This is a genomic window from Catenulispora acidiphila DSM 44928 (assembly GCF_000024025.1).
Lineage (GTDB): Bacteria > Actinomycetota > Actinomycetes > Streptomycetales > Catenulisporaceae > Catenulispora > Catenulispora acidiphila.
In genome coordinates, this window is record NC_013131.1 from 3,717,305 (window position 1) to 3,743,019 (window position 25,715).

The 25,715-nt window shown below is 70.0% G+C and carries 25 protein-coding genes and 1 pseudogene; 18 read left to right on the plus strand and 8 right to left on the minus strand.

All coding sequences use genetic code 11. From position 1 onward, the window contains the following. Position 1: 1 nt before the first annotated feature. Both CACI_RS16730 and CACI_RS16735 read left to right on the plus strand, forming a co-directional pair. On the plus strand, positions 2–1,963 hold the full coding sequence (locus CACI_RS16730; protein ID WP_143765270.1) for a DUF6461 domain-containing protein: 1,962 nt from the start codon (positions 2–4) through the stop codon (positions 1,961–1,963). Between the two features lie 294 nt (positions 1,964–2,257). Next, complete coding sequence (locus tag CACI_RS16735; RefSeq protein ID WP_012787567.1) at positions 2,258–2,905, plus strand: NAD(P)-dependent oxidoreductase; 648 nt, start codon at positions 2,258–2,260, stop codon at positions 2,903–2,905. Positions 2,906–2,936: 31 nt separating this feature from the next. Here the strand turns inward: CACI_RS16735 and CACI_RS54210 are convergent. Then, positions 2,937–3,528, minus strand: a pseudogene (locus CACI_RS54210) (phosphotransferase). Positions 3,529–3,655: 127 nt separating this feature from the next. On the opposite strand from CACI_RS54210, the gene CACI_RS16745 reads away from it, so the two are divergent. The 3 genes from CACI_RS16745 (at position 3,656) to CACI_RS51210 (ending at position 5,533) form a co-directional block, all read left to right on the plus strand. Then, positions 3,656–4,177 carry an RNA polymerase sigma factor gene (locus CACI_RS16745; protein WP_012787568.1) on the plus strand — a complete coding sequence of 174 codons (522 nt, stop codon included), beginning with the start codon at positions 3,656–3,658 and terminating at the stop codon, positions 4,175–4,177. Next, positions 4,170–5,243, plus strand: a complete 1,074-nt coding sequence (locus CACI_RS16750) for a hypothetical protein (RefSeq protein ID WP_012787569.1) — start codon at positions 4,170–4,172, stop codon at positions 5,241–5,243. The genes CACI_RS16745 and CACI_RS16750 overlap by 8 nt, the downstream gene beginning before the upstream one ends. Before the next feature lie 122 nt (positions 5,244–5,365). After that, entirely contained in the window at positions 5,366–5,533 is a 168-nt protein-coding gene (locus tag CACI_RS51210; protein WP_012787570.1) for a hypothetical protein, read from the plus strand. A 113-nt stretch (positions 5,534–5,646) separates the two neighbouring features. Here CACI_RS51210 and CACI_RS16755 read toward each other — a convergent pair whose 3' ends face one another. After that, positions 5,647–7,377, minus strand: coding sequence for a thiamine pyrophosphate-dependent enzyme (locus tag CACI_RS16755; RefSeq protein ID WP_012787571.1), 1,731 nt, complete (start codon positions 7,375–7,377; stop codon positions 5,647–5,649). Between the two features lie 55 nt (positions 7,378–7,432). Continuing rightward, on the minus strand, positions 7,433–7,612 hold the full coding sequence (locus tag CACI_RS16760) for a hypothetical protein (RefSeq protein ID WP_012787572.1): 180 nt from the start codon (positions 7,610–7,612) through the stop codon (positions 7,433–7,435). A 244-nt stretch (positions 7,613–7,856) separates the two neighbouring features. On the opposite strand from CACI_RS16760, the gene CACI_RS16765 reads away from it, so the two are divergent. Both CACI_RS16765 and CACI_RS16770 read left to right on the plus strand, forming a co-directional pair. Then, entirely contained in the window at positions 7,857–8,453 is a 597-nt protein-coding gene (locus CACI_RS16765; protein ID WP_012787573.1) for a hypothetical protein, read from the plus strand. Further along, complete coding sequence (locus CACI_RS16770) at positions 8,450–9,208, plus strand: hypothetical protein (protein WP_012787574.1); 759 nt, start codon at positions 8,450–8,452, stop codon at positions 9,206–9,208. Before CACI_RS16765 ends, CACI_RS16770 begins: the two co-directional genes overlap by 4 nt. A 47-nt stretch (positions 9,209–9,255) precedes the next feature. Here the strand turns inward: CACI_RS16770 and CACI_RS16775 are convergent, their stop codons facing one another. After that, positions 9,256–10,893 (minus strand): S53 family peptidase, encoded by a 1,638-nt coding sequence (locus tag CACI_RS16775; protein WP_012787575.1) that lies wholly within the window; start codon positions 10,891–10,893, stop codon positions 9,256–9,258. Between the two features lie 286 nt (positions 10,894–11,179). Next, positions 11,180–12,166 carry an ArsR/SmtB family transcription factor gene (locus CACI_RS16780; protein WP_012787576.1) on the minus strand — a complete coding sequence of 329 codons (987 nt, stop codon included), beginning with the start codon at positions 12,164–12,166 and terminating at the stop codon, positions 11,180–11,182. A gap of 229 nt (positions 12,167–12,395) precedes the next feature. On the opposite strand from CACI_RS16780, the gene CACI_RS16785 reads away from it, so the two are divergent. The 8 genes from CACI_RS16785 to CACI_RS16820 all read left to right on the plus strand — a co-directional run bounded on the left by CACI_RS16785 (position 12,396) and on the right by CACI_RS16820 (position 20,798). Further along, on the plus strand, positions 12,396–12,935 hold the full coding sequence (locus CACI_RS16785; protein ID WP_012787577.1) for a sigma-70 family RNA polymerase sigma factor: 540 nt from the start codon (positions 12,396–12,398) through the stop codon (positions 12,933–12,935). A gap of 414 nt (positions 12,936–13,349) precedes the next feature. Continuing rightward, positions 13,350–13,667 (plus strand): transposase, encoded by a 318-nt coding sequence (locus CACI_RS16790; RefSeq protein WP_012787578.1) that lies wholly within the window; start codon positions 13,350–13,352, stop codon positions 13,665–13,667. 162 nt (positions 13,668–13,829) lie between these two features. Further along, a complete protein-coding gene (locus CACI_RS16795) occupies positions 13,830–15,023 on the plus strand; it encodes a hypothetical protein (protein ID WP_012787579.1) in 1,194 nt (397 codons plus the stop codon). Then, on the plus strand, positions 15,023–17,422 hold the full coding sequence (locus CACI_RS45660) for a sensor histidine kinase (protein WP_012787580.1): 2,400 nt from the start codon (positions 15,023–15,025) through the stop codon (positions 17,420–17,422). The genes CACI_RS16795 and CACI_RS45660 overlap by 1 nt, the downstream gene beginning before the upstream one ends. Beyond that, positions 17,419–17,859, plus strand: a complete 441-nt coding sequence (locus CACI_RS16805) for a roadblock/LC7 domain-containing protein (protein WP_012787581.1) — start codon at positions 17,419–17,421, stop codon at positions 17,857–17,859. Before CACI_RS45660 ends, CACI_RS16805 begins: the two co-directional genes overlap by 4 nt. 158 nt (positions 17,860–18,017) lie before the next feature. Then, a complete protein-coding gene (locus CACI_RS16810; RefSeq protein ID WP_049871602.1) occupies positions 18,018–18,818 on the plus strand; it encodes an ABC transporter substrate-binding protein in 801 nt (266 codons plus the stop codon). A gap of 85 nt (positions 18,819–18,903) precedes the next feature. Continuing rightward, a complete protein-coding gene (locus CACI_RS16815; RefSeq protein ID WP_012787583.1) occupies positions 18,904–19,647 on the plus strand; it encodes a zf-HC2 domain-containing protein in 744 nt (247 codons plus the stop codon). Positions 19,648–20,066: 419 nt separating this feature from the next. Continuing rightward, the gene (locus CACI_RS16820) at positions 20,067–20,798 is read left to right on the plus strand and encodes a G1 family glutamic endopeptidase (RefSeq protein ID WP_012787584.1); all 732 of its coding nucleotides are present in this window, start codon (positions 20,067–20,069) and stop codon (positions 20,796–20,798) included. Positions 20,799–20,834: 36 nt separating this feature from the next. Here the strand turns inward: CACI_RS16820 and CACI_RS16825 are convergent, their stop codons facing one another. Then, complete coding sequence (locus CACI_RS16825; protein WP_012787585.1) at positions 20,835–21,779, minus strand: hypothetical protein; 945 nt, start codon at positions 21,777–21,779, stop codon at positions 20,835–20,837. 175 nt (positions 21,780–21,954) lie between these two features. Between CACI_RS16825 and CACI_RS16830 the strand changes: the two genes are divergently transcribed. The 3 genes from CACI_RS16830 (at position 21,955) to CACI_RS16840 (ending at position 23,922) form a co-directional block, all read left to right on the plus strand. Next, positions 21,955–22,152: a hypothetical protein gene (locus CACI_RS16830; protein WP_012787586.1), complete on the plus strand. Its 198-nt coding sequence runs from the start codon at positions 21,955–21,957 to the stop codon at positions 22,150–22,152. A 63-nt stretch (positions 22,153–22,215) separates the two neighbouring features. Continuing rightward, the gene (locus tag CACI_RS16835) at positions 22,216–22,986 is read left to right on the plus strand and encodes a class I SAM-dependent methyltransferase (RefSeq protein WP_012787587.1); all 771 of its coding nucleotides are present in this window, start codon (positions 22,216–22,218) and stop codon (positions 22,984–22,986) included. A 69-nt stretch (positions 22,987–23,055) separates the two neighbouring features. Further along, positions 23,056–23,922, plus strand: coding sequence for a YhjD/YihY/BrkB family envelope integrity protein (locus CACI_RS16840; protein ID WP_012787588.1), 867 nt, complete (start codon positions 23,056–23,058; stop codon positions 23,920–23,922). 9 nt (positions 23,923–23,931) lie between these two features. Here the strand turns inward: CACI_RS16840 and CACI_RS16845 are convergent, their stop codons facing one another. Then, positions 23,932–25,047, minus strand: coding sequence for a transaldolase family protein (locus CACI_RS16845; protein WP_012787589.1), 1,116 nt, complete (start codon positions 25,045–25,047; stop codon positions 23,932–23,934). 34 nt (positions 25,048–25,081) lie between these two features. After that, a complete protein-coding gene (locus tag CACI_RS45665; RefSeq protein ID WP_049871605.1) occupies positions 25,082–25,687 on the minus strand; it encodes a response regulator transcription factor in 606 nt (201 codons plus the stop codon). Between the last annotated feature and the right edge of the window lie 28 nt (positions 25,688–25,715).

Genomic DNA, 25,715 nt, shown 5'->3' on the forward strand with positions numbered 1-25,715 from the left:
CGTGCCGCAGCCTCATCACGGCTCCGCAGCCAAGGTAGCCTTCACCGGGCTCCCGCAACTCGTCGCCGAGCGCCTGTTGGGCGCGCTGGAAATGAGCGTGGCGGCGCTCGATCTGCCGGTTCCGGAACTGGTCGAGGCGCTGCCGCAGGGTCCGCGCGGGACCAGCAGCGCTATCTTCACCGTGAGCCGCGGCAACAGTGAGATGGCCGGCGAGCTGTCCAAACTGGACGCCATCGTGCCCGGCGCCACCGACATGGTGGCCTATGTCGTGGCCACGCTCGCCACACATTCCCTGATCGCGCCGCTGCTCGTCGCGACCGGTGCCGACGAGGCTGCCATCGCCGCCTCGCACGGCGCGCTGCATCTGGCGCTCGCCGTCCTCGCCGCCACGATCGTGCTGCGTTCCCTGTGGCCGCAGGTCACGGTCGAGGCCATCGTCGGTGCGGCACTCGGCGTCACGGCCCGGTTCTTGCAAGAGGCGCCGATGCCGGCCGCGTATGCCGAAGCCAGGCTGGCCCGGCGGCGGGCCGAATACCTGATGCCGCGTCACGGCCGCACCAGCGCTACCGTGGCAGAGCACGTATTCACCCTCGCCGAGGGACCGCTGGAGACCGCGCCTGACTTCTCGGACAACGGTCTGGTGGCAGTGCTTCCGCACGGCATCGCCATCCGCTCGGGTCAGGAGAGCGGCTCGGTGTCGGTCAACCTGGCGGTGGTCGAGAGGCCGCCGACGCAGAACCTCTCTATCTGGGACGAGGTCGTCGAGGTCAGCTGGCATGCTCCGAACGGCGGCGCGTCCTTTGCCGGCCACGGCGACGCCGCGCAGATCACGCCGCCGTGGCCCGGCGACTACCGGGTACGGGTCGCGGTTCGGGGGCGTGACGCGGACCGGGAGGACTACGAAGTCACGGTGTGGCGCGCGCCCGCCGCCAGGCCAGTGGTACATAAGCACTCTGATCTGGTCGGATACGTGCTGCGCGGCGAGCCGGTGCCGCCGGTGGCTGTCGTGCCTGATGAGATCTACCACTGGGTCGAGAACAGCGGGCTGTCCCAAGCAGCCACGATCACCTTCGTCACCGGCAAGTCCAGTTCGGAGGTGCTGCGCGACTTCGGCGCCGACGAGTCCGAGCCGACCCCGATGAGTGAGTTCTTCGATCGGGACTATCAGAACGCCGACCCGTGGGTCTGTGTTCTCGACGTGCCCGGCGGCGCGGTCGCCGTGGAGTTCGACAGCTGGGAGGGGAGCAAGAGTCCGGTGCTGCGAGCGCTGTCCTCTCCCGACACGACAGCAGCCTCCATGTTTTGGAACGTCAAGGCGTTGTGCCAATTCTCCTTGGCCCGCAACGGCGATGTGCTGACGCAGTTCGAGCTGGGTCTGGCCGAGACGACGTCCGCGGAGGCGCTGGAGCTGCTGGCGGATCTCGACGTGAAAGGCCGACACCGCAACGCGGTCGGCCTGCTGGCTGCCACCCGGTTCACCGGAGTCTCGTTGTCCGCCAAGGACTTGGCCCGCATCGAGGCTGTCGGCATCGGATACCCGGTCCTGCCGCTGCTGCCCGAACTGTACGTCGAGCAGCGCCTGGACGACGGCTCCCGCGCCCTGCCCGGCCACGGCCCGCTCGGTGCCGACACCGACCGTCTGGCCGCCCTGCCGGACGCCGATCTGCGCGATCTGGCGTGGTGGGCCGCGGACTTCGCGGCCGCGCACTCCGAGCTGTCCGAGCATCCGGCGGTCACGGCGTCGCTGGCTGGCCGTGCCCTGACACCCGAAGCCGAGGCGTTGGCGCGCCGCAGCCAGTTGCACGAGCACACCCAGCACCAGTGGACGTGGATGACACTGCACGCCGCGACCAACCCGGACCCGCTGGGCGCCGCCATCGGCACCCTGGGCAAGGCACGCAACGCCGTCGCGGGGCATGCCGCCGACTTGCTGGACCAGGCTCGGGCGCGGGTCGGGCGCTGAGCCAGGCGCATATTCGAACTCTGATGAGGTTGGCGTGCGAATCCCTTTCGGGGCGGGTGGTGCTTCAAAGAGACCGGTTCCGGTGTCGAAACTCACCGCGACCATCGCAGGTGGGCAATTGAGAAGAAATTCGGCTCGGCATCCACGGCGCACCGCCGAGGCGCTGCCGTCTATTTCCGCCCGCCTGCGTGGCAACGCGGGAGAAGTCGCCCTTTTATCAACGAACTACATTAGATGCTGGGAGACAACTCCATCTGGCCTTCGTACGACATCGTGTATCGCTGAGGGGACTCAATGAAGATCGCCGTCATTGGAGCATCGGGCCGTATCGGCTCGGCGGTCGCCCGCGAGGCACTGGCCCGCGGGCACAGCATCACCGCGGTCAGTCGGAACGCGGACCGTCTCACCGGCGTGGACGGGGCGACCCCGGCCGTGGCCGACCTCCGCGACCCGGCCTCGGTGGCGCAGGCGGTCGCCGGCCACGACGCCGTGGTCGCCTCCCTCAAGGGTGTCGACGGCGACGACGCCTCGCACCGCGTCATCCCCGACGGCGCGCAGGTCCTCCTCGACGTCCTGGCCGAGGCCGGGATCAACCGGCTGATCTTCTGCGGCGGCGGCGCCGGACTGCTCCTCGGCGAGGACCGCATCATGGACCTCCCCATCTTCCCAGCCGAGTTCCAGGCCGAAGCCGTCGCCCAAGCCGACGCCCTGGACCTGCTCCGCGCCGCCGACACACCGGTCGCGTGGTCCTACGCCTGCCCGTCGTCCATCCTCCTCGACGAAGAACCGAAGACCGGACAATACCGCTCCGAGGCCACCGACTCGATCCTCATGGACGACGAGGGCGATTGGCAGATCACCCTCCCGGATTACGCATCGGCCATCGTCGACGCACTGGAATCCGGCGAATTCGCCCGACAGCGGTTCAGCGCCGTCAGCTGAATTGCACTAAGGATAAGAGCTCTGAGGATATCTAGCTCAGCGCGTCGAGGAATGTCGCGCGCTGAGCTATGAGCCACGCCTGCAACCGGTCCCAGGTAACCCATCCGCCGTGGCGGTGGAAGGCTTTCACGGATGCCTCATCGCCGGCGAGGATCCGCAGGCGGTGTACGGGATCGAGGCCGGCGTAGGACGGAAACTGCGCGGCGGTCTCGGGGTCGAGCATCGGGACCCAGTAGCGTGCGGTCATGTCGAAGTCGATCAGGCCGTACGCCACGCCGTCGCGGAAGACGACGTTCTCCACGCAGGCGTCGCTGTGGCACAGCGCAATCGCCGCTGACGCCTCGCGGAACCGCCGAAGCAGCGCGCCGACAGAGGCCAGCGCCGCATCGTCATCGACCAGGCGGGATACGGCATCAGCGCGACATCGCCGGGCACGTAGGTGAGCTGCTCACGGGCGTCGCTCAAGCCGACCGGCCGGGGAGCGCCAGGGAAGCCGTGCTGCGGCAACGCCTCCAGAAAGCGATGATGGCTGCCGCGTGTGCCTGCGCCGGCCGGTCCACGATCTCGCCGCGCCGGATGACCGCGCCGGCGTTCGTGATCCCGCCGCTCAGTACCTCGTCCACGGTCGCAGCCTAATATTTCCAGCTGACGTTCGTTGGGGAGGGACGCAACCGGCTGCCTGCTCGGGCGTGACTAGGTCTCGGGAAGCAAACTGCTCTCCGCGCGAAAGTTGATCCGATGAGGAGCGGTATGCGGGATCCGAGCGAGTTCGATGCCTTCTATGCGGGCAGCGTCCGGAGGGTGACCAGTCACCTCTATGCGATGACCGGTAGTCGGGCCGAGGCTGAGGACCTCGTGCAGGAGGCCTATACGCGGGCGTGGCAGAACTGGGGGAAGGTTTCCGGCTATGGGGATCCGGAGGGTTGGGTTCGCGCTGTCGCCTTCCGGATCAGGGTCAGTGCGTGGCGGAAGGCGGTCAACAGGGCGACTGCGCACCGGCGGCACGGGGTGCCGGAGCCGGATCCCGGGGCTAATCCGGACTATGTCGCGATCATCGCGGCGCTGCGGCGGATCAATCCGCAGCAGCGCCAGGCGGTGGTGCTCTACCACCTGGTCGGGCTGTCGATAGAGCAGATAGCGCTGGAGACCGGAGTGGCGGTCGGGACGGTGAAGGCCCGACTGTCCAGGGGGCGGCAGGCGTTGGCGCCGCACCTGTCCGATGCCGTCCCCGCCTTCCCGTCGTTCGCCAAGGAGGCATCCGGCCATGCCTGAGGACTTTGATTCCATTCTGCAGACCGGTTCCGCACGCTTCGCGGAAACAACCAGGCCACTGACAGCCGCCACGCTCCGGGGGCGGGCCCAGCGACGGCACCGGCAGCGCTTGGCGGGCGCGACCGCTGCGGTCGGCGTGCTCGGCGTGGCCGCGGTCGTCGCGGCGATGCTGGGCAGCGGTTCCGGACTCCGGGCCACGCCGACACCGCCGGCCACGTCGGCCACGCCGGGCACGACCCCGAGCGGGCCGCCACCGGCCTTCACGACCGGATCCGACCCCGTCGAACAGCACGCCGCCTTCGGCTGGCTGCCGGCCTGGGTCTCCGGCGTCAGCTACCAGTCCGGCGCCGGCGACACGGAGGCCGCCGTGGCCACCGGCCGAACCGGCACCACTCCCGGCCTGATGTGGCTGACCGTCTCGAAGCAGGACCCCGCAGCGGCGACCCACAGCGGCGGCAAGACGGAGAAGGTCAGCGCGCCGACCGTCAACGGGAGCCCCGCCTTCTGGACCTGGACTCCCATCAAAGGCGAGACGGCTCCGAGCGCTAGCACCATCCCGAGCCGAGCCGTCTTGGAGTGGCAGGTCGGCGGCGCGTGGGCGAATCTCACCGGCGACACTAACGACACCAGCGCCACCGGAACACTGACCGCGCAGCAGAAGAGCGAGCAGATCCGCATCGCCGCCGGGGTGACCGTCGGCGACCAGCCCCTCCCGCTGCCGATCCATGTTCAGGGCTTCCCGGCGGGCTTCCCGATCGCCGGCGGCAACATGCTCCACGGCTTCTGGGCCCACAACGGCGCCAAGTGGAGCCTGGACCTGATGTTCATGTCCGCCCCGGGCCCGAATCAGACCACGAACCTGAACATCCGCGTCGGGCCGAAGGGCACTGTCACCCCGGACCCCCGATCGGTGTGCAAGACCGAGCGCGAACTGCAGGTCTGCACCGAGTTCACCGGTCCCGAACCAGCCGCCCTGGCTGCTTCCGGCGGCGTGCAGGGCCTGCTCGACCGCATCACCCTCCTCGGGCCCGATCCGAAGTACTGGACGGTCCACGCCATCGACTGACAGCCCGGCCGGTGAGCAGATTCCGGCCGCGATAAAAGAAGAACACGCGAGCGATTGATTCGGGAAAGCCGGGGTACCTGGACGCCTCACAACACCCGGTCCACCGAAAGGCGGCACAAAACATGGGATTGATCGCGGCGGTACTGTTCGCCATCGCCTACTTCCTGCACGGAAACGGGACGTCGACCAACGTCTGGATCGACCCCACCAGCCTCATGCTCCTGGGCCTCGTCGCCCTCTCGCTGCACCTGCTCGGCGTGGGGACAGGGTGGTACTCCCGGCGTCGGTAGCGGCGGCACGGTCCGCCGATGACACAACGCGTGTGCGGCAGAGAATTGAATTCTCTGCCGCACACGGGGTTTTGTGCTCAATGTGAGTCGTAATGGTCGGGACGTCCTAATGTTCAGGACTTGGCGCCCCGGCTCACAATCCCTTCCTTCATCTTCGCGATCGCGAACCCCCACGCCTGGTCGATACTTGTCTTCGGCGGCAGCGCGATCTCTTCGGGATTGGTGACCACGTCGAGCAGGTACGGACCCGGTGAGGCGAGTGCGGCCTGGACAGCGGCCTCCAGCGCCTCGGGTTCGGTGACCCGGGCGGCCGGCATGCCCATCGCGGTGGCGACGGCGGCCAGGTCGGGGTTGGCCAACTCGGTGCCGAACTCCGGGAGCCCGCCTTGCTCTTGCTCGAGCTTGACCATGCCCAGGCGGCCGTTGTCGAAGACGATGAGCTTGACCGGCAGGTCGTAGGCGACGGCGGTGAGCACGTCGCCGAGCAGCATCGTCAGACCGCCGTCGCCGCAGAAGGCGACGACCTGCCGCTGCCGGTCCAGGGCGGCGGCGCCGAGGGCGTGCGGCAGGGCGTTCGCCATCGAACCGAGGTTGAAGGACCCGATCAGGCGGCGGCTGCCGCGCATCGTCACGCAGCGCGCGAGCCAGACCGTGGACATGCCGGTGTCGGTGGTGAACACGGTGTCCTCGGCGGCGTGCGTGTCGATGAGCGTGGCCAGCGCCTCGGGGCGGATCTTGTCCTCGGTGTTGTCGAGCCAAGACCGCACCTTGCCCACCAGGCTCTGGTCGAACTCCGGGTCGGTGAGGCGGCGCTGGTGACCTTGCCAGTCCTCGTAGCTCGAGCGTGCCTTTTCCAGATGGCTGCGATCGTCCTTGCTGCGCACCCGGTTCAGGAGCGCGGCGATGCTCAGCCCCGCGTCGCCGACGACGCCGACGTCGACCGGCGTACGGCGCCCGATGTGGCCGGCGCGCGTGTCGATCTGGACGGTCGGCGTCGAGCGGGGCAGCCAGTCGGGATACGGGAAGTCCGTGCCGATCATCAGCAGCGCGCCGGCGGACTCGAACGCCTCGCGGGTCGCCGGGTTGCCGATCAGGCCGCTCTGGCCGATCTGGAAGGGGTTGTCGTCTTCGAGCCCTTCCTTCGCCTTGAGAGTCAGGACCATCGGAGCGGCCAGGCGATCGGCCAGTTGCAGCACTGAGGCACGCGATTCCCGGGCTCCGGCGCCGACGAGCATCGTCACGGTCTTGGCGTCGTCCAGGAGCCGCACGGCGCGGGTGATCTCGTCGTCGTCGGGTGTCAGACGTGCCGGGACGCGCGTGATGTGGACGGCGCTGTCCTTGGCGACCTCCGCGGAGCCGATGTCGCCGGGCAGCGTGAGCACCGAGACGCCCGGGGTGGCGTAGGCCGTCTGCACCGCCTGCTCCAGGACCCGGGGCATCTGGCTCGCGCTGGTCACCGTGTGCCGGAAGGCGGCGACGTCGCGGAACACCGCGTCGTTGTCGACCTCCTGGAAGTATTCGGCGCCCAACTCGGCCGAGGGGACCTGGCCGCAGATCGCCAGCACCGGGGCGTGCGACTTCTTGGCGTCGTACAGGCCGTTCAGCAGATGCAGCGAACCCGGTCCGACGGTTCCCATGCACACGCCGATGGTGCCGCTCAGCTGGGCCTGCGCGCTCGCGGCGAAGGCCGCCGCCTCCTCGTGCCGGGTGCCGATCCACTCGATGCGCTCTTCGCGGCGGATCGCGTCCGTCACGGGGTTGAGCGCGTCCCCGACCACTCCCCAGACGGTGCGGACCCCCAGGTCGGCCAGGGCGGTGACGATCTGTTCGGCGACGGTGGTCATGGCTCCCTTTCATGTCGTGCCTGTCGTGGTGCGCCGGCGGTGGTCGAGCGGGGCTCTACCAGCGGCCGTACCAGCGGCGACGGCCACCGGCTCCGGCTTCCTCGCCCCGGCGCATGCCGAAGCCGATCAGCCATGCCGCGAACACGATCACGGCGACCACCCACAGCGCGTGCACGGCGAAACCGAGGCCGCCGAGCAGGAGGGCCAGAAGCAGGACCAGCAAGATGATGCCCATGATGGTGATTCCTTTCTGTGGGCCGCGGGCGGAGGTACCCGCCGCAGCCCGGCCAAGTCGTGGTGAGGCGTCCTTCTAGCCAGCGGGAAAGGTCTCAAACAAATGGACTCGGCGCCGCTGCCGCTGCCGCTGCCGCTGCCGCTGCCGCTGCGGGCGGACCGGCGGCTCGCTGAGATCTGATATTCGCTCGACTGTTTGAAGTGTCGCCCTCGGGTAACCCGGGACCCCGACTCAGGGAGGCGTCATGATCATTGGTGTAGTGGTGGCGATCATCGTCATCGCCGGCATCCTCATTGCCGGAGCCGTCGAATACGACCGGCGCCGCAAGCGGGCCGCCTACGGTCCGGAGTACGACAAGCTCGTGGAGCAGGAAGGCAGTCCGCGCGCCGCCGACCGGGAGCTGTCACGGCGGCGCCGCGCGTACGCGAACCTGGAGCTCCGGCCGCTCGGCGGCGAGGAGCGCGCGCGGTACTCCGAGGAGTGGCGCGCGGTGCAGGGGGCGTTCGTCGACGATCCGGCTGCCGCGCTGAACGACGCCGAGGCGCTGGTCGTCCGGCTGGCACGGTTCCGCGGCTACCCGGGCAACGACAGCGAGACCCTGCTCGAACTCCTCTCCATCCCGCACACCGGCGCCGTCACCGGCTATCGCGAGGCGACGCAGGTCCGGCAGACGGCGGAGCAGGACCCGCAGAACTCCTCGACCGAGGACATGCGGCAGGCGTTCCAGAAGTACGCCGCCCTGTTCGACAACATGCTCGACGAGGCCGGTACCGGCGAGGTCCCACAGCGTTCACAGAGTTCTGATTCCCGAGAGACGTCCAGCATGGAGGTGGGTCGATGATTTCCGCGGATGACCGTAAGAGCGACGAGGAACTGAACGAGCACGAAGGCGAGAAGCCCTATGCGGGGCTGGGGGAGGAGCCGCGCGAGGACTCCGTGACGGAGCCGGACGACGTGCCGGGCGCGGAGCCGGTCGAGGGACGTTTCGAGGTCCCGGTCGAGGACTCGAGGGAGTCCGCCTACGCCGACACCAAGGACTTGGCCGACGCGGGGGAAGCTGGCTACGCCGAGGAGACTCCGTACTCTGAGGAGACGCCGCGCACCGACGAGCCCTCGTACACCGATGAGCCCGCCGGTATCGACGAGCCCGGATACACCGAGGAGCCCGCCGGTATCGAAGAATCCGCATACGCCGACGAGCCCGCCGGTATCGACGAGCCCTCATACACCGAGGACTCCGTCGACACTGAGGAGCCCGCGTACGCCGGCGCCCCTGTGTCCGCCGAAGCGTCCGCGTCCAGCGAGCTCGACGAGCGCAACGGCGAGCCGCTCCTGGCGCAGGCATCCGCCGAAGCGTTCCTCGGCCGCTGGTCCGACGTCCAGGTCGCCTTCATCGAGGACCCGCACCGCTCCGTGGCGGAAGCCGACACGCTTCTCAGCGAGATCCTCACGGCCTACCAGGAAGCCGTCGAGCAGCGCCGCTCGCAGATCTCCGCCGACTCGGCGAACAACGCGGCCGACACCGAGCACCTGAGGCTGGCGCTCCTGAACTACCGCACCATCATCACGGCCATGCTGCCGGCTCACAGCAGCTGACAGAATCCCGGTCGGCGACGGTTGCCGACCGGGATCGGTCTGTCTGCTCAGAGCTTCGTGGCGATGAACTGCGCCGCGTTGTACGAACCCCAGCCGGTCACCTCGTCGTAGCCGGTGCCCGCGCTGTAGCCGCCGTTGTTGCCGCTCTTGATGTCGTGGAAGACGGTGGTGTAGCTCGAGCTGCCGGCGACGGTGTACAGGAAGCTGTTGGCGTAGCCGAAGCTCGCCTTGCCGGCCTTGGTCGCCGCGGTGTCATAGTCGGCGACGAAGGCGGCCCAGTTCGGGGCGGCGGCGCTGGTGCCCCAGACGTCGGTCCAGCTGCCGTCGGCGTCGATGTACCACGGGCTGCTGTTGCCGGCGGCGGCGGCGACGTCCGGGACCTCGCGGTGGCCGCTGGTGTTCACCGGCGCCTGGTAGCTCGGGGTCGTGTACTTGTCGGACTGGCCGCCGCCGCTGCCGGACCAGCCGGTCTCGCTGCTCCAGGCGTTGGCCGAGGACACCGTCAGGTTCGTGCCGCCGACGCCGCTGACGTACGGGTCCGAGGCCGGGTAGTCGACCGACAGGCTCGAGCCGTCGTCGCGCGCGCCGCTGTCACCGGAGGCGGCGAAGACGGACTGGCCCTGCGCCGCGGCTTCCTTGAAGTCGGCGTCGTCGGAAGCCAGGTTCGCCTCTTCGTTCTCCGGCTCGCCCCAGCTGCTGGAGATCACCGGGACGTCGGCGCTGACCAGCGCCGCGTAGAGCGCGACCTCGCCGGCGTCGCTGTTGGGCGCCTCGTACACCTTCACGTTCGCCTTCGGCGCCAGGGCGTTGACGACCTCGATGTCGAGTTCGTCCTCCACCGACCCGGAGGTGTCGGTCGTGCCGCCGGCCACCTTCACCACCGTGGCCGCCGGGGCGCCCAGGCTGTACTTGGTGTTGTACGCCGACACCGCCGAAGCGGAGTATGCCGAGAACTCCACCAGGCCGACGGTCTTGCCAGAGCCGTTGTCGCCGGAGGCCAGGGGACCGGTGAGGTTGTACCCGCCGCGAGCCTTGGTCGGCGTCAGGACGGTACCGGCGTGCGGCACGGCGGAGGGGCTCTCGACGTGGTAGCTGGCAGTGCGCTGCGAGACGTTGGACAAACCCGCCACGCCGGAGACGATCGAGGCGATGTCAGTGGGCAGGCTCGGCGCGGCGGTGTTCGCGAACACGTCGCGACCGCTGCTGCGCCACGTGCCCAACTGCACGCCGAACGCCTTCTCCGCCTGCGCGGCGGTGCCCTGCACGGCGATCGTCTGGTGGTTGTCGGTCACCGCGCCGACCGACAACCCCTGGCCGCGCAGGTACTTGGTGACCTGCGAGATCTGCGCGTCGGTCGCGCCGTAGGCGGCCGCGTACTGCGCAACGGTCAGGTAGTGCTTGTACTGCGGCGAGGCGGGGTCGGAGACCTGACGCAGGAACGCGTCCAGCCCGGCCTGGTTGCGCGGCGTCAGGCTGACCTCGAGGGTGAGCGGCGCGTTCGCCGCCACCGCTCCGGTCCGCACGGTGTCGGAGGCCAGATGCGGCGTGGCGGTTCCGGCCAGTGCGGTCCGGGCCGGGGTGGCGGCGTGCGCCACCGGGAGGGCGAGCACGAGGACGGGCAGCGGGGCGGCCAGGACGCCGAGGGTCCGGCGTATACGCCGGGAGGCAGTGTTGCTGACAGGCATGGGTCATTCCTTGGGATTGGTGGGGTGGTGGGGGTGATGCGCACCGTTTAGGCCTGAGTGGGGTTCATGCCCTGTGATGCACTGGTAGTGAAGCTAGTGCAGCATCAGAGGCCTGAAAAGGCTTGAAATCAGGGTTTTACAAGAACCTGGCAGCCGCTCCCTGGGCGTGACTTCACGCTTCCATGCGTATCAGAGCCCGCACAAAGGGTCAATAACGCCTTTGTCGGCGAATAGTGCGCGATGCGAAACAATCGGACACCTGCGGGCGCTGTCAGCCCCCTGATCGTCAGCGGAACAGGTCGATCAGCGCCTCGCCGCGCAGCGTGCGCCGCACCTCGGTGTACAGCCCGTGCCGGTAGCGCGTGAGCAGACCGGCGTCCTCCAACTGGCGGCAGTGGTAGGTGGCTGCCGGAGCGGTGGCGTTGATCCAGGCGGCGATGTCGGACATCGTCGCGGGCGCTGTCAGCATGCGGAGGATGTGGGCGCGGGTGCGGCCGATGGCGGTGCCGAGGGCGTCGGTTCGGGGCGGGACGTAGTCCTCGCTGCTGTGCAGGCGGCCTTGTCCCGGCATCGCGTATCCGAGCCACACCTGATGCGGGTCGTCGAGTTCGCACAGGGTCGGCGCGGAGCTGGAGACGACTGGGACGAAGGCGAGTGTGCGTCCCTGGAGCGAGAAGTCCGCCGGGTAGCGGTCCTCGATGTGCAGGACGCCGTCCTTGTAACGGTGGCGGGATCCGAGGCCGAGGAACACCGTCTCGGACGCGCTGCGGACCATGGCCGAGCCGACCCGCTCGAACTCGCGGTCGAACAGCGCCGAGGCGCGGTTCCACACCGGGGCGAACGCGCTCCACGTCCCGGCCATGACCTCGGCGACGCCGTGCAGCCACCGCTTGGGTGCGGCGGCGACCGGACGCCACTGCGCCGGCAGGTCGGCGCCGAAGATCCGGTGGAGTTCGCCGAGGAGGACCGCCGGTGCCGTCTCCCGGATCCGCTCGAAGTGGTCGGTCGGATCCGCGGCGCGGCCGTGGTCGTGAACCAGGGGACTGATGCAGTCCGGCAGCACCGGCGTGCGCGGCGCGAACATCGGATGCAGCACGGCTGCGGCGTCGACCCGCGCGCTCTCGCGGACCAGGCGGCGCCACGGTTCCACGACGCCCTGCGGCCGATGCCCGTAGACGTCGGCGACCAGGGAGATCAGCGTCGGCATGGGATCGCGCACGACACTGACCCGCAGGTCCGTGGTGTCGCCCAGATCGAGGCGCGAATATTCCATGGTGGCGACCACCTCGTGCTCGCGGCTGGTCCGCCCTCAGAGTAATCGAGCAGACCTTCTCTACGCGGGCTTGTGGATAACCAGGCTGTGACCGCCGGCTTCAGATCCGCCGCCTGCTGCCCCGGTGCTCGGGTGGCAGGCGCGCTTTGCACTAGAATCTGGCCACGCCATGGGGGATCCCCACAAGCGGGCCGTTTCGGAGCCTGAGCCGGTCTACAGAAGGTTCTGAATGGGTGCTGAGCACGCGGATTGGACAGCGGACGCCTTCATGGCCGAGCTGTTCCGTGTGCACTCCGGACCGCTCCTGCGCTACCTGCTGCGCCTGACTCTGGGCGACGCGGCGCGCGCCGAGGACCTGCTCCAGGAGACCATGGTCCGCATCTGGCGCCACCCCGAGCACTTCGGCGGCGACGTCGAGGCCCTGCGCCCCCTGGTCTTCACCGTCGCCCGCCGCGCCGCGATCGACGCCGCACGAGCCCGAGGCGCCCGCCCCGCCGAAGTCTGCGAGGTCGACGAGGCAGGCTCAGACACCTTCGGCGCCGAGGAGCCCGAATTCGAGCGGGTACTCCTCGCGCAGGTGGTACGCCGCGCGCTCCTCAAACTCAGCCCCGAGCACCGAGCCATGATCATCGAGGTCCACTTCAACGGCCGCACCATCGAGGAGACCGCCCACCTCCTCGGCATCCCCCTCGGCACCGCCCGCTCACGGACGTACCACGCAGCCCGGAACCTGCGGCAGGCGCTGACGGACTTGGGGTTCGAGCGGTGAGGTGAGCTGGGGTCGGAGCGGTTTGTTTGTGGCTTTTAGAAGCTTTCTTTACGGCTTCGCGCGGGTGTTGATGGCCTCGCAGGGGACGCAGTTCGGTGATGGGTGCTTGGGCTGCATTGGCGGCCGGCGGTCGTGAACACGAACAACCGCCAGCCGCCGACGTGACCCAGCCACCCGGCACCGGGCTGCGCCCCCTGCGAGGCCATTCAAACCATGCGCGAAGCCGTAAAAAGCCTTTAAAAGCCACAAAATAACCGCACCCAATCGCCCCACACCACCCCCACGCGCGCCGAGCAGGCGCCGCAGCCGAAAAGAATCTTGCGGCGCCGGTGATATGAGCCGCGCTCGCGCGCGTAGTGCATCCCGGAACGGCTTGCGTTCCTGCCGGAGATGCCAGACGCGAGGGAGTGACACATGTACGGCGACCTCACCGATGCGGAGTGGGACCTGCTTGAGCCGCTGCTGCCTATTCCGCCGGCGCGGGGGAAGGGTGGGCGGCCTCGTTATCGGTCGCGGCGTGAGCTGATCGACGGGATTCGGTGGCGGTTTCGGGAGAGTGGGCGCTGGGATCGGATTCCTGACCGTTATGGGCCTTATCAGACCACCTATGCGCTTTTCTACGCGTGGCGCAAGGACGGGACGTGGGAGCAGCTGGTTTCCGCGCTGGGTGCCGGGCCTGAGGCGCGGACCATCATTCCGTGGGTGAGTGCCGGCGGGGGTGTCGAGCGCTGAACGCCGCCCCGGGCGGTGCCGTCGGCGCCGTGGCCCTGCATACTTTCCTGACCTGCGCTCGCCGACTCCGCCGGCGGGCGGGCGTTGTGCGCTTTCCCGAGCGAAGGGTCCGGTTCCGGTATGGCCAGAGGTGCAACGAGGCGCCGCGGGCGACGGGCAGCGGTGATCGGCCTGATCGCCGCGGCGTTGGTCCCGGCTGCCGGATCCGCCGCGGTGGTGTGGGACGACTCAGGGAGCGGGCTGGCATCGGTGCGGGCGGAGCGGCGCGGCATCCAGTACCTCGGGCAGACCGTGAAGCTGCTGGTGTCGGTCGCCGAAGCCCAGTCCTCGGCGGTGCGCAATCTGCCGACGAGTCCACCCGACCTGTCGCAGGCGGTCGCGGCGGTGGACGCCACCGGACTGCCGAGCGACCCGGATCCCGGAGCCGGCACGCTGTGGGCCCAGATCCGTCCGCAGGTGCTCGCCCTGTCCGGCACGTCGACCACCGGAGCGGCCGCGTATCGGGCCTACGGCCAGGTCACCGACCTGCTGCTGCAACAGATCGCAGCCATCGACGACGCCTCCGGCCTGGTCCCGGACTCCCGGGCGGACGCCTATCACCTGATCGACGCCCTCACGGTCTGGCTGCCGGACATGGCGGTGCAAGCGGGACGCTACGACGACCAGGTGACCCTCGCCGAACCCGACGGAACGTCGGCCTCGGCGTCGCCCGATGCCGCCCGCGCGGCGGCGACGGCGCAGGTCGCGATGCTGCGCGACCGGATAGCCGTGGACGCGCACGCCTTCGTGACCGCGCTGAACAAGGTCTTCCGCACCACAGCGAGCGCCACCCTGGGCCCGCACCTGCTCGGCGACGTCGATCTGGTCAACACCGACATCAACGCACTCGCGCCGACGGCGTCCGCGATCGACGACGCCCTGATCGTGCCCTCGGCGCCGACGGTCTCCGAGGACCGCAAGGCGTTCGACCCGGCGGTGCAGGTGTTGGAGACCGCCGGACTGGACGAGCTGGACAAGCTGCTCCAGGCGCGCGAAGCCGGATACGACAGGCAGCGGACGGCGATGGCGGCACTGCTCGGGGGCGGCGCGGTGGTCGCGGTGCTGTCGCTGTGGTGGCTGTGGCGCCAGCGGGGAGCGGACACAAGGACTGCGGAGCGCGCGACGACACGTACCCCCGCGCGTACGGTTGCGCGGTTCAAGCCGTCCAGACCCGAGCCAGAGGTAGGAACAAGCTCCGATACCCCTGCGCGGCAAGCGATTCCCGAGGAGCCCGGGGAGCAGCCCGTTCCGGCAGCAGCGGAACCGGTCGAGGCAACCGATCCGGTTCCCCTCACCCTCCCCGAACGGCGTCCCTGATGCCCCGTCCCCGACGCGGGCTCCTCATCCGGCACAAGCTCCACCTCCTCGTGGTCGTCCCGCTGGTCGGGCTGCTGCTGGCGACGGCGCCGCTGATCGCCGACCGGGTGAACCGGGCGTCGCAGGCTTCTGATCTGGCCGGGCTGATGAAGGCGGCGGACCTGATCGGCGCTCTTGTGCAGGACGTGCAGCAGGAGCGGTTGCTCTCGATCTCCTACCTGGCCTCGCCGGATGCCGCGCCCAACTCCCTAGTGGTGCAGGAGGCGCTGGTCTCCGGAACCGCGGCCGATCTACGGCGTTCTCTCGGCAGCCAGCTCACTCCGGCGCTGGCCGCCGCGCTCGACGGCGTCGACGGCGCCGACGGCATCGGCGCGCTGCGCGGGCAGGTGCTGCAGCACGCCATCACACCGAACCGGCTCAACTCCGCCTACGACACCGTGGTCGGCGCTCTGATCGATGCGATCGGCCTGATCCACCCGCGCGACGCGACGGTCGCCGGCAGCGCCGACCAGGACGCGCTGGACGCGCTCTTCCGCGCCGACCAGTACCGCGGTACCGCCGGTGCGGCGCTGCTCGCCTCGGTCGCGGCGCCGGCCGGAGCGGCGGGGTCGCTGGGGGCGGCGGGCCGTGCCGAGCAGCAGGAAGCGGTGGAGGTCGACCGGTTCAAGGAACTCGCCACGACCGATCAGGCACAGCTGTTCCGGCTCGCCGAGTTCGGTACCGCCTCGGCGCTCGTCAACGACCTGCAGGGGCAGATCGAGACGGCGCACGGCGTCCCGAGCGGCTCCGGGGACCAGCCGACCGCGCAGACCGCGCAACCAGCCCAGACCCTCCAATCAGCCCAGACCACCCAATCAACCCAGACCGGCTACTCCTCGACCCCGGCGGACACCCAAAGCGCCGCCGATCGCAGGGCCCTGGTGGACCGCCTCGCCGACGCCGTGACGGCCCAGTACGGTCTGCGCGTCCTGGTCGAGGAGAAGATCGCGCACGACATCGCCAGCGAGGCCGGGCACGCCGCGCACACCGAGCGGGTCGCCGCCGCCGGGTTCGGCGTCGCGGTGGAGGCGCTGCTGATCGTCGTCATCTGGCTCAGCGTCAGCATCCGGCGCTCGATCTCCGAGCCGCTGCGCGGGCTGACCGAGGCCGCGACCGAGGTCGCCGATCTGGCCGACTCCGAGCTGCGCCGGGTCGCCGACGTCGACGACTCCGGGCCGCGCTCGCCGATGCCGCGGCTGGCGGCGGTGCGCATCACCAGCCGCGACGAGGTCGGCACGCTGGCCGAGGCGTTCAACCGGGTGCAGGCGACCTCGGCGCGGCTGCTGGAGCGGCAGATCCTCAGCCGCCGCAACGTCGCGGTGATGTACGGCAGCATCGGGCGCCGCACGCTCAACCTGGTGCGCCGGCAGCTGGCGCTCATCGACGACCTCGAAGCCAAGGAGATCGACGCCGACCGCCTGGACCGCTTGTTCCGCCTGGACCACGCCGCCTCCCGGCTGCGCCGCAGCGCGCACAGCCTCATCGTGCTGTCCGGCACGCCGTACGAGGACGGCGCCCCCGGCGAACCGCTGAGCCTGTACGACGCGGTCCGCGCCGCGCAAAGCGACATCGACGACTACCGGCGCGTGGATTCGGCCTCCGCCGTGGAGGATCTGCTGCGCCCGCGCACCGCCGGCGACGTCGTCCTGGTCCTGGCCGAGCTGATGGCGAACGCGGTCGCCTTCTCACCGCCGGAAAGCCGCGTCGAGGTCTCCGCCTACCGCGTCGCCGACGACCGCTGCGTGCGGATCGTCGACCACGGCGTGGGCATGAGCGCCGACCGCATCGAGCGGGAGAACACGCGCCTGGTCTCGCGCGAGCGGCTGGACCTGGCGCCGACGGACGTGCTGGGTCTGTTCGTCGTCGGGCGGCTGGCTCGGCGGCACGGGCTCAGCGTGCGGCTGTGCGAGACGCCCGGCGGCGGCGTCACGGCGGTCGTGGTGATCCCGGACCGGCTGTTCGTCGCGGCGGGCAGCGGGCAGAAGGCGGCCGACGGCACCGGCGGTACGGAACGCGAAGCCGACCGGATCCGCCGCGAGGTCGCCGAGGCGATCCAGCGCGCGATGACGGCGTGGAGCGGCGAGGGCGTCGGGCGGCGCGCACACCATCAGGACACTGATTCCCCAGTCGTAGAGACGAACGGCGTGCCACCGGCGTGGCAGCCGTCGCGGGACCCCGGCACCGTCCCGTTCCCGCTGGCGCGGCGGGTGCCCGGTGCGCACCTGACGCCGCGCACCGGCGGCACGCCGCACGTGCCGCCGCCGACGCCGGACCCGGACGCCGTGCGCGCCGAGATCGAGGCCTTCCAAGCCGGAGCGGCTCGCGCCGACGGGATGGGAACGAGCGTGGAGAACCGATGAGCGACACACCGAGCCGCACCGGACTCAGCCGGCAGGCGCAGGACTTCTCGTGGACGGTCGACGCCTTCGTCCGCCAGACCGAAGGCGTCACCGACGCGATCGTGGTGTCCGCCGACGGGCTGCCGATCGCGGTCTCCGACACCCGCGGCCCGGACGCCGCCGACCGGCTCTCGGCCATCGTCTCGGGCCTGGCGAGCCTGGCCGGCGCCGTCACCACGACCGAGGACCTGGGCCCGCTGAACAAGATCATCATGGACCTCGCCGACGGCTACCTGCTGGTCGCCGCGATCGGCCACCGGGCCCTGCTCGGCGTGCGCGCCATGAAGGGCTCGGACCTGGGGACCATCGCCTTCGAGATGACGGTGTACGCCAACCAGGCCGGCGCGCGCCTGACGCCCTCGCTCGTGCACGAACTGCAACGGGCCAGGCCGCTGTGAGTGCCGCGGACGTCTGGCCCGCCGCTTGCCGCAGCCGCCTTAGCCGCCGCAGCCGGAGCTCAAAGAGAGTCAGGGTTCTGACTCTGGTCGTCACACTCGTCTGCGGTTCCGGACTGGCCGCCGGATGCGAATCGCGCGGCGCGCACTCCGCGTCGGCGGTGGGCGCCGGGCAGGTCGATCCCGCAGCCCGCTCGCAACTGCCGGCCGAGATCCTGGCGCGCGGCGTGCTGACCATCGCCACCGACCCGACCTACCCGCCGGATGAGTTCCGCCAGTCCGACGGCACGCTGGTGGGCATGGACGTGGACCTGGCGCGCGCCGTCGGGGTCAAGCTCGGCGTGCGCGTGCAGTTCAACCAGGTGCAGTTCCGCGACATCCTCGCCGGAGTGCAGCAGGGGCAGTACGACATCGGCGTCTCCTCGATCACGGACACGACGCGCCGTGAGGAGCTGGGGGACTTCGTCACCTACTTCCAAGCCGGTTCCTCGTTGCTGGTGAAGTCGGGTAACCCGCTGACGCTCTACCCCGACGACGAATCGCTGTGCGGGCATCGGGTCGCGGCTCAAGACGGCACGATCGAGATCGATCCGGTGCTGTCGTCCCGGTCGGCGCAGTGCGTCGCCGACGGACTGCCGCCGATCACGCCGATCGTGGTCGCCGCCGAGGCCGACTCGCGGGCCGCCCTGCTCGGCGGCAGGGCGGACGCGATGGTCGAGGACGCCCCGATCGCGCTGTACGAAACGGCGCATTCCGGCGGGCTCTTGCAGGTCGCCGGCGACCAGATCGACAAGGCGCCGTACGGTTTCGCGCTCGCCAAGGAGGACAAGCCCATGGACACCGCGATCCTCCGCGCGATGCAGGATCTCATCGACGACGGCGAGTACGCGGCGATCCTGTCCCACTGGGGACTGACCGCCGGCAAAGTCCAAGCCGCGACGCTGGACGGAGCGATCAATTGACGTCCGTTCATCCAGTCGTCACTTTGGGCGCGGGTAAGATGACCCACACGCGGAGCGTGGAATCCGCCCTGGCGGAAGGGATGCGATGAGTTCGAGGAACCGCACCGCTCCCCGGGACCCTGATCACAGCGCGGAGAACAGCGAGGCGCTGGCGGCATATGTTCTCAACGCCCTAGAGCCGGAGCAGCAGCAGGCGGTGCAGCAGCATCTGCAGGACTGCGACCTTTGTTACCTGGAGTACACGAGCCTCGGCGTGCTGCCCGGACTGCTGGACTCGCTGTCCCTCGAGGACATCAGAGAACTGACAGACACGGTGGCGACCGAGCAGTCCTCGGCCGCCACGGCCCGCCCCGAACGCGCCGAGCGACCCGACCGGACCGAGCGCCCGGCCCGGCCGTGGACGCGGCGGCGGCGCGCACTGCTGGCCGGCGGCGCCTTCTCCGCCGCGATGGTCGCCACCGGCTTCGCCCCCGCGTACGCCGACTCGATCCCGGCCGCGCCGTCGGCACAGCCCGGCGAGACCGCGAGATCAGCGGCGGACGCGCAGACCACCGCGGTCGGTCTGGCGGTGTCGGCCGAACCTCTGCCGGACGACCAGACGGCGCTGGACGTCGAGGTCCGCTCGCCCCGAGCCCTGCGCGAATGCGTGCTCGAGGTGACCACGGACGACGGCGCGATCATCGAAGCCTGCCACTGGGCCGGCACCCCGAGCACCCGCGTGGTGTTCAGCGGCGACATCCCGCTGGCAGCCGCACGCCTGCGCGCGGTGGCGGTGCTCGCCGGCGACGGCACGGTGTTGGCACGGCAGGATCTGAGCGCCGGTCAGTAGCCTCGACCCTGACCGCGCGCGCCTTATGCGTGGGTTGCGCGGAGTGGGCTGGTGCGGTTGGTTTGTGGCGTTTTATAAGCCTTTTACGGCTTCGCGCAAGGTGTTGATGGCCTCGCAGGGGGCGCAGTTCGGTGGTGCGTGTCTTGGTGGCGCCGGCGGCTGGCGGCCCCGCTTTTCGACGCGGACGCCCGGCGTTCCGGCCGGTCCAAAGTGTGAAAACGTCAACGTCGCGACATCACACGCTTTACTCTCTCTTGGTTTCCCGCAGCGGGCTATTCGGTCACTCTCCTCTATAAGCCTGCTGCGATGGACCGGTCGGGAATACCCCTAGCCCTGCTCGGCCACCGCCTCATGCGTGCCTTCACAGCGGATCGCCCCTCATCGTCGGGTGGCCGCCAACCCCACGTGAAAGGACCACCATGGCAATATCCCGATCCCGGGTCGGCTTGGTCTGGCTGGCCGCGGGTACCTCGGTGCTGCTCGCCACCGCGCTGGCCGGACCGGCCGCGGCCGCCACCGCCTCCCCGGCAAGCTTCCCGCACTACGACCACGCGCGGCACTCCGACCAGATCTGGGGCGGGTACGCCGATACCGGCGCCAGGTTCACCTCGGTCAGCGGTTCGTGGACGGTCCCCGCCCTCAACTGCTCCTCGACGCGGAACAGCTCGGTCTCGCCGTGGATCGGCATCGACGGCTGGAGCTCGGACACGGTCGAGCAGATCGGGTTCGACCAGGACTGCGAGAACGGCGTCGCGGCGTACTACCCGTGGGTCGAGATGTATCCGGCGGACTCGAACTACTTCACCGAGACCATGAAGGCCGGCGACACCGTCACCGCCTCGGTGTCGGTGAGCGGCAGCTCCTGGACGCTGACCGAGAAGGACACGACGCGCGGCTGGTCCAAGACGTTCCACGAGAGCGGCAGCGACGACCTGTCCTCGGCCGAGGCGATCGTCGAGGACCTGGGCAACGGCATCCAGCCGGTGGCGAACTTCGGCTCGATCACCTTCTCCGACCTCACCGCCAACGGCAAGCCGCTGGCCAGCGCCGGCACGCCCAACTCGACCAACGTCGAGCGCGGCAACACGCCGCTGACGAAGAACTCCGCGCTGTCCGGAGGCTCGTTCAAGCTCAGCTGGGTCCACTCCTGAGCCGCTGAACCGCTGAACGTCCGAGACGCCGCGCCCTCACGGCGTCTCGGACCACTCCCACCGGACCCCGAACACGCACGGATCCAGATCGACCCCCAGCGCGCACACCCGATCCCGTTCGTCGAGCGTCAACACCCGCTCGGTCATCACGCTTTCATCGTCTAAGGAAGCGACGAACTGCACACACCGTGCGGGCAACGCCGGCCGGGTGAATTCGACGTCGATGATGTACTCGCGGACCGGCAGCCGCAGGCGGCGATAGGTGTCGTTGTCGCGCGGGAACGGTGCGGTGAATTCGACCACGTATTCCATCAGCAGCAGCTCGCCGCGCTGAAGCGGATGCGGCAGCAGCAGCTCGGCGATGGTCAGTCCGGCGTCCGGCCGCGAGCGGACGGCGCCGAGGGTGCAGCCGCGCAGCGGACGGACCACCGAGGCGGTGCCCTCGGCTGCCTGGTCGATCACGATCGAGGACCGCACGTCGTTGGTGGCGGCGCGGACCAGCGCCCGCGAGTACAGCTCGCGCAGCCGTCCGTCCGGACCGACCGTGAGCCGCTCGTATTGGGACAGCCGCACCAGCACGTCGTCGGAGCTGGTGTCGAATTCGCCCAGCAGCCCGGCTATCGGATCCCAGTCCCACACCTCCACCAAATCCGGCGCGCCGGTGTAGACACTGCGCCCGCGCGCGCGGCGCGGACCGACCAGCGCCGCCAGCGCGCCCGGCGGCACTCCGACGATCTCCTCGAGCCGGTGCAGCGCGGCCATCGACGCCGCACGCTCCGGCTGCCGCCGCCCGGATTGCCAGCTGCTGAGCGTGGCCAGACTGATCGGCGTGCCCTGCCGCCGCAGCCGGTATTGCAGCCGGTCCAGGCTCAGCCCGCTGCCGGCGATCGCGGCTCGCAGTGCCTCGGGAAACGGGCCGGACGCGAGCAACCGCGCCAGATCGCCCGGTCCGTCGCGGTCGATACTCAGCGCTGGGGACACGCGCTGAGGCGGGCATTGTGGCGCGATCGGTACGTCAGGCACGGCAGGGGCATTCCGCCCTGCCGCACCGACGAAACACGAAGGGGAGTGCGCGGCCTATTATGCAAGAGTCCTGACTGTCCCGACTGCCCAGACTGTCTGGATCTTATGGGCTTTTGAGGAAGGAACCGTACCGATGGCCAGATCCCGCACAGCCGCCGGCCTGGCGGTGCTCGCGTCCGCCCTCACCGTCGGCTTGACCCCGGCGGTGCTGATCACGGCGGCCGTGCCGCACTCCAGCCGAACCGTCGCCGCCGGCAGCCCGCAGGGCATCGAGGGCACGGGCAAGAGCGGCATCGTCGTCCCCGACGGCATCCAGGGCACCGGCAAGTAGACCCGGTCCCGCGCGCCGCGGCCGTCCCGCGCTGGAAGCCTGATTTCGGGGTATGAGCGCGGCATGATCCAAGATCACGTCGACGGCGTCGCCCCGAGCGCGAGCGCCGGCGCGACCGCGCCGTACACGGTGACGGCGGAGTTCTACGACATCCTGCAGGCCGAGTCCGACCGCCGGCTGGCCGAGCACCGGTTCGCCGCCGCCGCGAGCGCGGCGCGGGTGGGGATCGTCGACGTCGGGGCGGGCACCGGCATCGTCACGGAGGTGCTGCTGGCCCGCTCGGCGGCGCCGGTCCACGCCGTCGAGCCCGCCACGCCGATGCGGGTGGCGCTGCTGACGCGCCTGGCCGCTCTGAGCGCGGACGTCCGCGCCCGCGTGACCGTCCACCCCGGCACGCTCCAAGGCGCCGGGCTGACCCGGCAAGCCGATCTCGTGGTGTGCGCGAACGTCGCCGGTGTCGTGGAGCCGCCCCTGCGCCGCTTGCTCTGGCGAGCCGCGGCGGAGGCGCTGGTGCCCGGCGGGCAGCTCCTCGTCGACCCGCCACCGACCAGCGTGCCCGATGAGCCGACGCGGCGCGACCTGCCGCCGGTCCGGGTCGGGCCCGACACCTACAGCGCGCAGGTGTGCCTCCGGCCGGACCGCGGCCTGCTGGCGGTCGCCTACACCTACCGGGTCGAGCGCGGCGGCCGGACCGTCCGGCTGGAACATGAGGAATTCACCATGTGGCCGGCCTCGACCGACACCGTGCACGAGGAGCTGCGGGAAGCCGGTTTCTCGGTCACGGGTCCGGCGAACGGCCTCGTCCGGGCGACCCGCGATCCGGACCTGTGCTGAAATACGAGCTGCGCACCCCGATTGGATGCCCTCAGGCGCTGATCGGTATTCCACGGCCGGAGGTGTGGAATGGAAAGCGAATCCGCCTGCGGATTGCCGGCGAGTAGGTACGCACGCTGGCGCGAACGCTTCAGCCGCAGCGTTATCGGAAATGTCTGGCGCGGCGGCACCCAGCTGGAGTTGGTCCGGCGGTCCATGGCCTTCGCGACGTTGGGCCTGGTGGCGTTGGCACCGCTGCTCGTGGTGGTGGCCGCGGTCAATCCGGCCTCCCAGCAAGGGCTCGGACAATGGGTCGTCGACGGAATGGGGCTTCCCCCGAATACAGCAACGCCGGTGCTGCATCTTTTCGCCTCGCATCATCAGGCGACCGGACAGGTCGGCGTCCTCGGTCTGGCATTGCTGGCGGCCTTCGGACTCGCCTTTGTGACAGATGTTCAGCGCGGTTATCAAGGGATCTGGGAGATTCCCCCGGAATCGTGGCGGCAGGCGTGGCGGCGCGCGGTGTGGCTGGCCGCGATGATCGGCTATCTCGGCTTCGAGATGGAGAGCGGCGCCCTGCTGCGGCACGGACCGCTGGCCTCGGCCGGGCGGATCGTCATCGTCGCCACGGCCGGGCTGTTCTTCTTCTGGTGGGGTCAGTACTTCCTGCTCGCCGGACGTGTGCCCTGGGGCTGGCTGCTGCCCGGCGCGCTGGCGACCGTCGCCGGGCTCAGCGGCCTGCGGGCCTTCTCGGTGCTGGTGTTCAACCCGATGATGGTCTCCAGCGCGAGGGACTACGGGATGGTCGGCGTGGTCCTGGTGGTGCTGTCCTGGCTGATCGGCGTGGGGTTCGTCATCTTCGGCGGTGCGCTGGCCGGGCGGCACTATTGCGAGCACCGTGTTGGGATCCGTGCGGATCGCGAACCGGTACTGGATACCGAGCCGGGAGACCTGTAGAACCGGCGCTCACCGGAACGCCATGACTCCCAGCTGGGCCCGCTTGTAGTCGATCAGAGCCCGGACGTCGCCGAACGCCTCCGCGCCGCGCCGCACGTTCTCCGCTTCCAAAGCGTTCACGATCAGCTTCGGACTCACTCCGGCCTTGACGTGGGCCGCGAGGATCCGCCGCGCCGCCGTCAGCTGGTAGTCCAAGGTCGGCTGAACCCGGCCGCGGGACAGAAAAGCCTCGGCGGTGTGCCGGCTCAGCAGTGCCGCGGAGCCTCGGCCGATCAGTCCTTCCGCGTAGCGAAGGCTCGGTTGGCGACCGTCGGACACCGTGAGGCCGGACCACAGGCAGCGCTGCGGGGTCGCGCCGAACGCCGCCAGCCGCTCCCACTCCGCCCCGGTGAAGAACGCCAGGTATTCGCTGCGGATCAGCTTGGCGGTGGCCATCCCCAGCGTGCCGATCAGTTCCGGATGCCGGCCCACGGCACGCAGCCGCAGGTCTGCCTTCTCATCCAGCGCCGCTACCGGGACCGAAGCCACCGAGGTCACGGTCGCCGGATCGCCGCCGGCGGCCACCAACCGGGCGAGACCGCGCTGGTAGGCCAGCGCCGTGTCGCGATAGCGGCCCGGCGAGTAGACGCCGGTGGCCAGCACCGACAACCCGAGCGCTGTGGCCTCCTCGATGGCGGCCAGTCCGCTGCCCGCCGCGGTGATGCCGACGAGCAGGTTCGGACGCCCGACCGCAGCCGAGAGCCACCGCGCCTGCTCCACGATCGCCGCCGCGTCGTCGATGAAGCGCGGGTCGACCTCGACGCCGATCCAGCCGTCCAGCGGCTTGTCGCCGGCTGCCGTCTCCAGCAGCAGATCGCAGGCGTCCCGGGCGTCGAGGCGTACCAGTTGGCGGTGGAACTCGTTGCTGTCCTCCACCACCGGAAGCAGAGTCCTGATCTGCTCGTCGTACGCCGTCGTGCCGGACAGCGCCGCGACCAGCGTCGCGGGGTTGGCCACCGCGCCGGTGACGCCGTGTCGGATCAGGCGTGGCAGGCCGTGGTCGGGATCGTGGATCCAGTCCCGGGTCAGGTGGTGGATCCACGGGCTCTGTCCGTGCTCGGCGAGTTGCTGAAGCGTCGTGCGCATGGTCACCTCCACTGCCGCGTTCACTGCAGCCGCCTCACACAGCGGCTCGGCCCAAAGTGCGCCGTGGAGCGGCTCCGTTGGTGTCGACGACGACCGCCAGTAGCCGCCGGCTGATCGCGGTGTCCACGGCGTTCGCCCCGCTGGTGACTTCCAGCTTCCGGTAGACGCGCCGCAGATGGGTCTTCACCGTCTCTATGGACAGCGACAGGTGGAACGCCACCTGCGCCGAAGTCAGTCCGTGCGCCAGCCCGGCCAGCACTTGGCGTTCCCGCCGCGAGACGAACGGCGCCAGCGGCTCCGGGCGTGCCGACAGCACTCCGCAGCCGTGCGCCAGCGCGACCGCGTGCGCGGCGTTGCGCGCGCCCAAGGCACGGTAGATCCGCGTCATGTGGCTGGCCACCGTACCCGGCGCCATGCCCAGCTCACGGGAGATGTCGTCCCTGGTACCCCCGGCCGCCACCAGCATGAGCACTTCGTGTTCCCGCTCGCTGAGCGAACGGCGCCGGGTGTCGTCGGGGTTGACCCGCAGCCGGACCAGGCCGGTGCGCATCACCGGTGCTCCGGGTCGCGTCGCGGCGCGTGCCCCGGTTCGTGCGCCGACACCGGCGTCGACCGGGCGGACGGGATTCATCGTCGTCATCGCTGCGGGCTCCAGGTTCTCGTGGGTG

Coding starts and splice junctions, on each gene's coding strand:
- CACI_RS16770 (WP_012787574.1), top strand. CDS start 8,450: ATGATTTCCGCGGATGACCGTAAGAGCGACGAGGAACTGAACGAGCAC.
- CACI_RS16820 (WP_012787584.1), top strand. CDS start 20,067: ATGGCAATATCCCGATCCCGGGTCGGCTTGGTCTGGCTGGCCGCGGGT.
- CACI_RS16845 (WP_012787589.1), bottom strand. CDS start 25,047: ATGCGCACGACGCTTCAGCAACTCGCCGAGCACGGACAGAGCCCGTGG.
- CACI_RS16805 (WP_012787581.1), top strand. CDS start 17,419: ATGAGCGACACACCGAGCCGCACCGGACTCAGCCGGCAGGCGCAGGAC.
- CACI_RS16785 (WP_012787577.1), top strand. CDS start 12,396: ATGGGTGCTGAGCACGCGGATTGGACAGCGGACGCCTTCATGGCCGAG.
- CACI_RS45665 (WP_049871605.1), bottom strand. CDS start 25,687: ATGACGACGATGAATCCCGTCCGCCCGGTCGACGCCGGTGTCGGCGCA.
- CACI_RS16790 (WP_012787578.1), top strand. CDS start 13,350: ATGTACGGCGACCTCACCGATGCGGAGTGGGACCTGCTTGAGCCGCTG.
- CACI_RS51210 (WP_012787570.1), top strand. CDS start 5,366: ATGGGATTGATCGCGGCGGTACTGTTCGCCATCGCCTACTTCCTGCAC.
- CACI_RS16835 (WP_012787587.1), top strand. CDS start 22,216: ATGATCCAAGATCACGTCGACGGCGTCGCCCCGAGCGCGAGCGCCGGC.
- CACI_RS16760 (WP_012787572.1), bottom strand. CDS start 7,612: ATGGGCATCATCTTGCTGGTCCTGCTTCTGGCCCTCCTGCTCGGCGGC.
- CACI_RS45660 (WP_012787580.1), top strand. CDS start 15,023: ATGCCCCGTCCCCGACGCGGGCTCCTCATCCGGCACAAGCTCCACCTC.
- CACI_RS16775 (WP_012787575.1), bottom strand. CDS start 10,893: ATGCCTGTCAGCAACACTGCCTCCCGGCGTATACGCCGGACCCTCGGC.
- CACI_RS16750 (WP_012787569.1), top strand. CDS start 4,170: ATGCCTGAGGACTTTGATTCCATTCTGCAGACCGGTTCCGCACGCTTC.
- CACI_RS16780 (WP_012787576.1), bottom strand. CDS start 12,166: ATGGAATATTCGCGCCTCGATCTGGGCGACACCACGGACCTGCGGGTC.
- CACI_RS16755 (WP_012787571.1), bottom strand. CDS start 7,377: ATGACCACCGTCGCCGAACAGATCGTCACCGCCCTGGCCGACCTGGGG.
- CACI_RS16745 (WP_012787568.1), top strand. CDS start 3,656: ATGCGGGATCCGAGCGAGTTCGATGCCTTCTATGCGGGCAGCGTCCGG.
- CACI_RS16830 (WP_012787586.1), top strand. CDS start 21,955: ATGGCCAGATCCCGCACAGCCGCCGGCCTGGCGGTGCTCGCGTCCGCC.
- CACI_RS16815 (WP_012787583.1), top strand. CDS start 18,904: ATGAGTTCGAGGAACCGCACCGCTCCCCGGGACCCTGATCACAGCGCG.
- CACI_RS16765 (WP_012787573.1), top strand. CDS start 7,857: ATGATCATTGGTGTAGTGGTGGCGATCATCGTCATCGCCGGCATCCTC.
- CACI_RS16735 (WP_012787567.1), top strand. CDS start 2,258: ATGAAGATCGCCGTCATTGGAGCATCGGGCCGTATCGGCTCGGCGGTC.
- CACI_RS16840 (WP_012787588.1), top strand. CDS start 23,056: ATGGAAAGCGAATCCGCCTGCGGATTGCCGGCGAGTAGGTACGCACGC.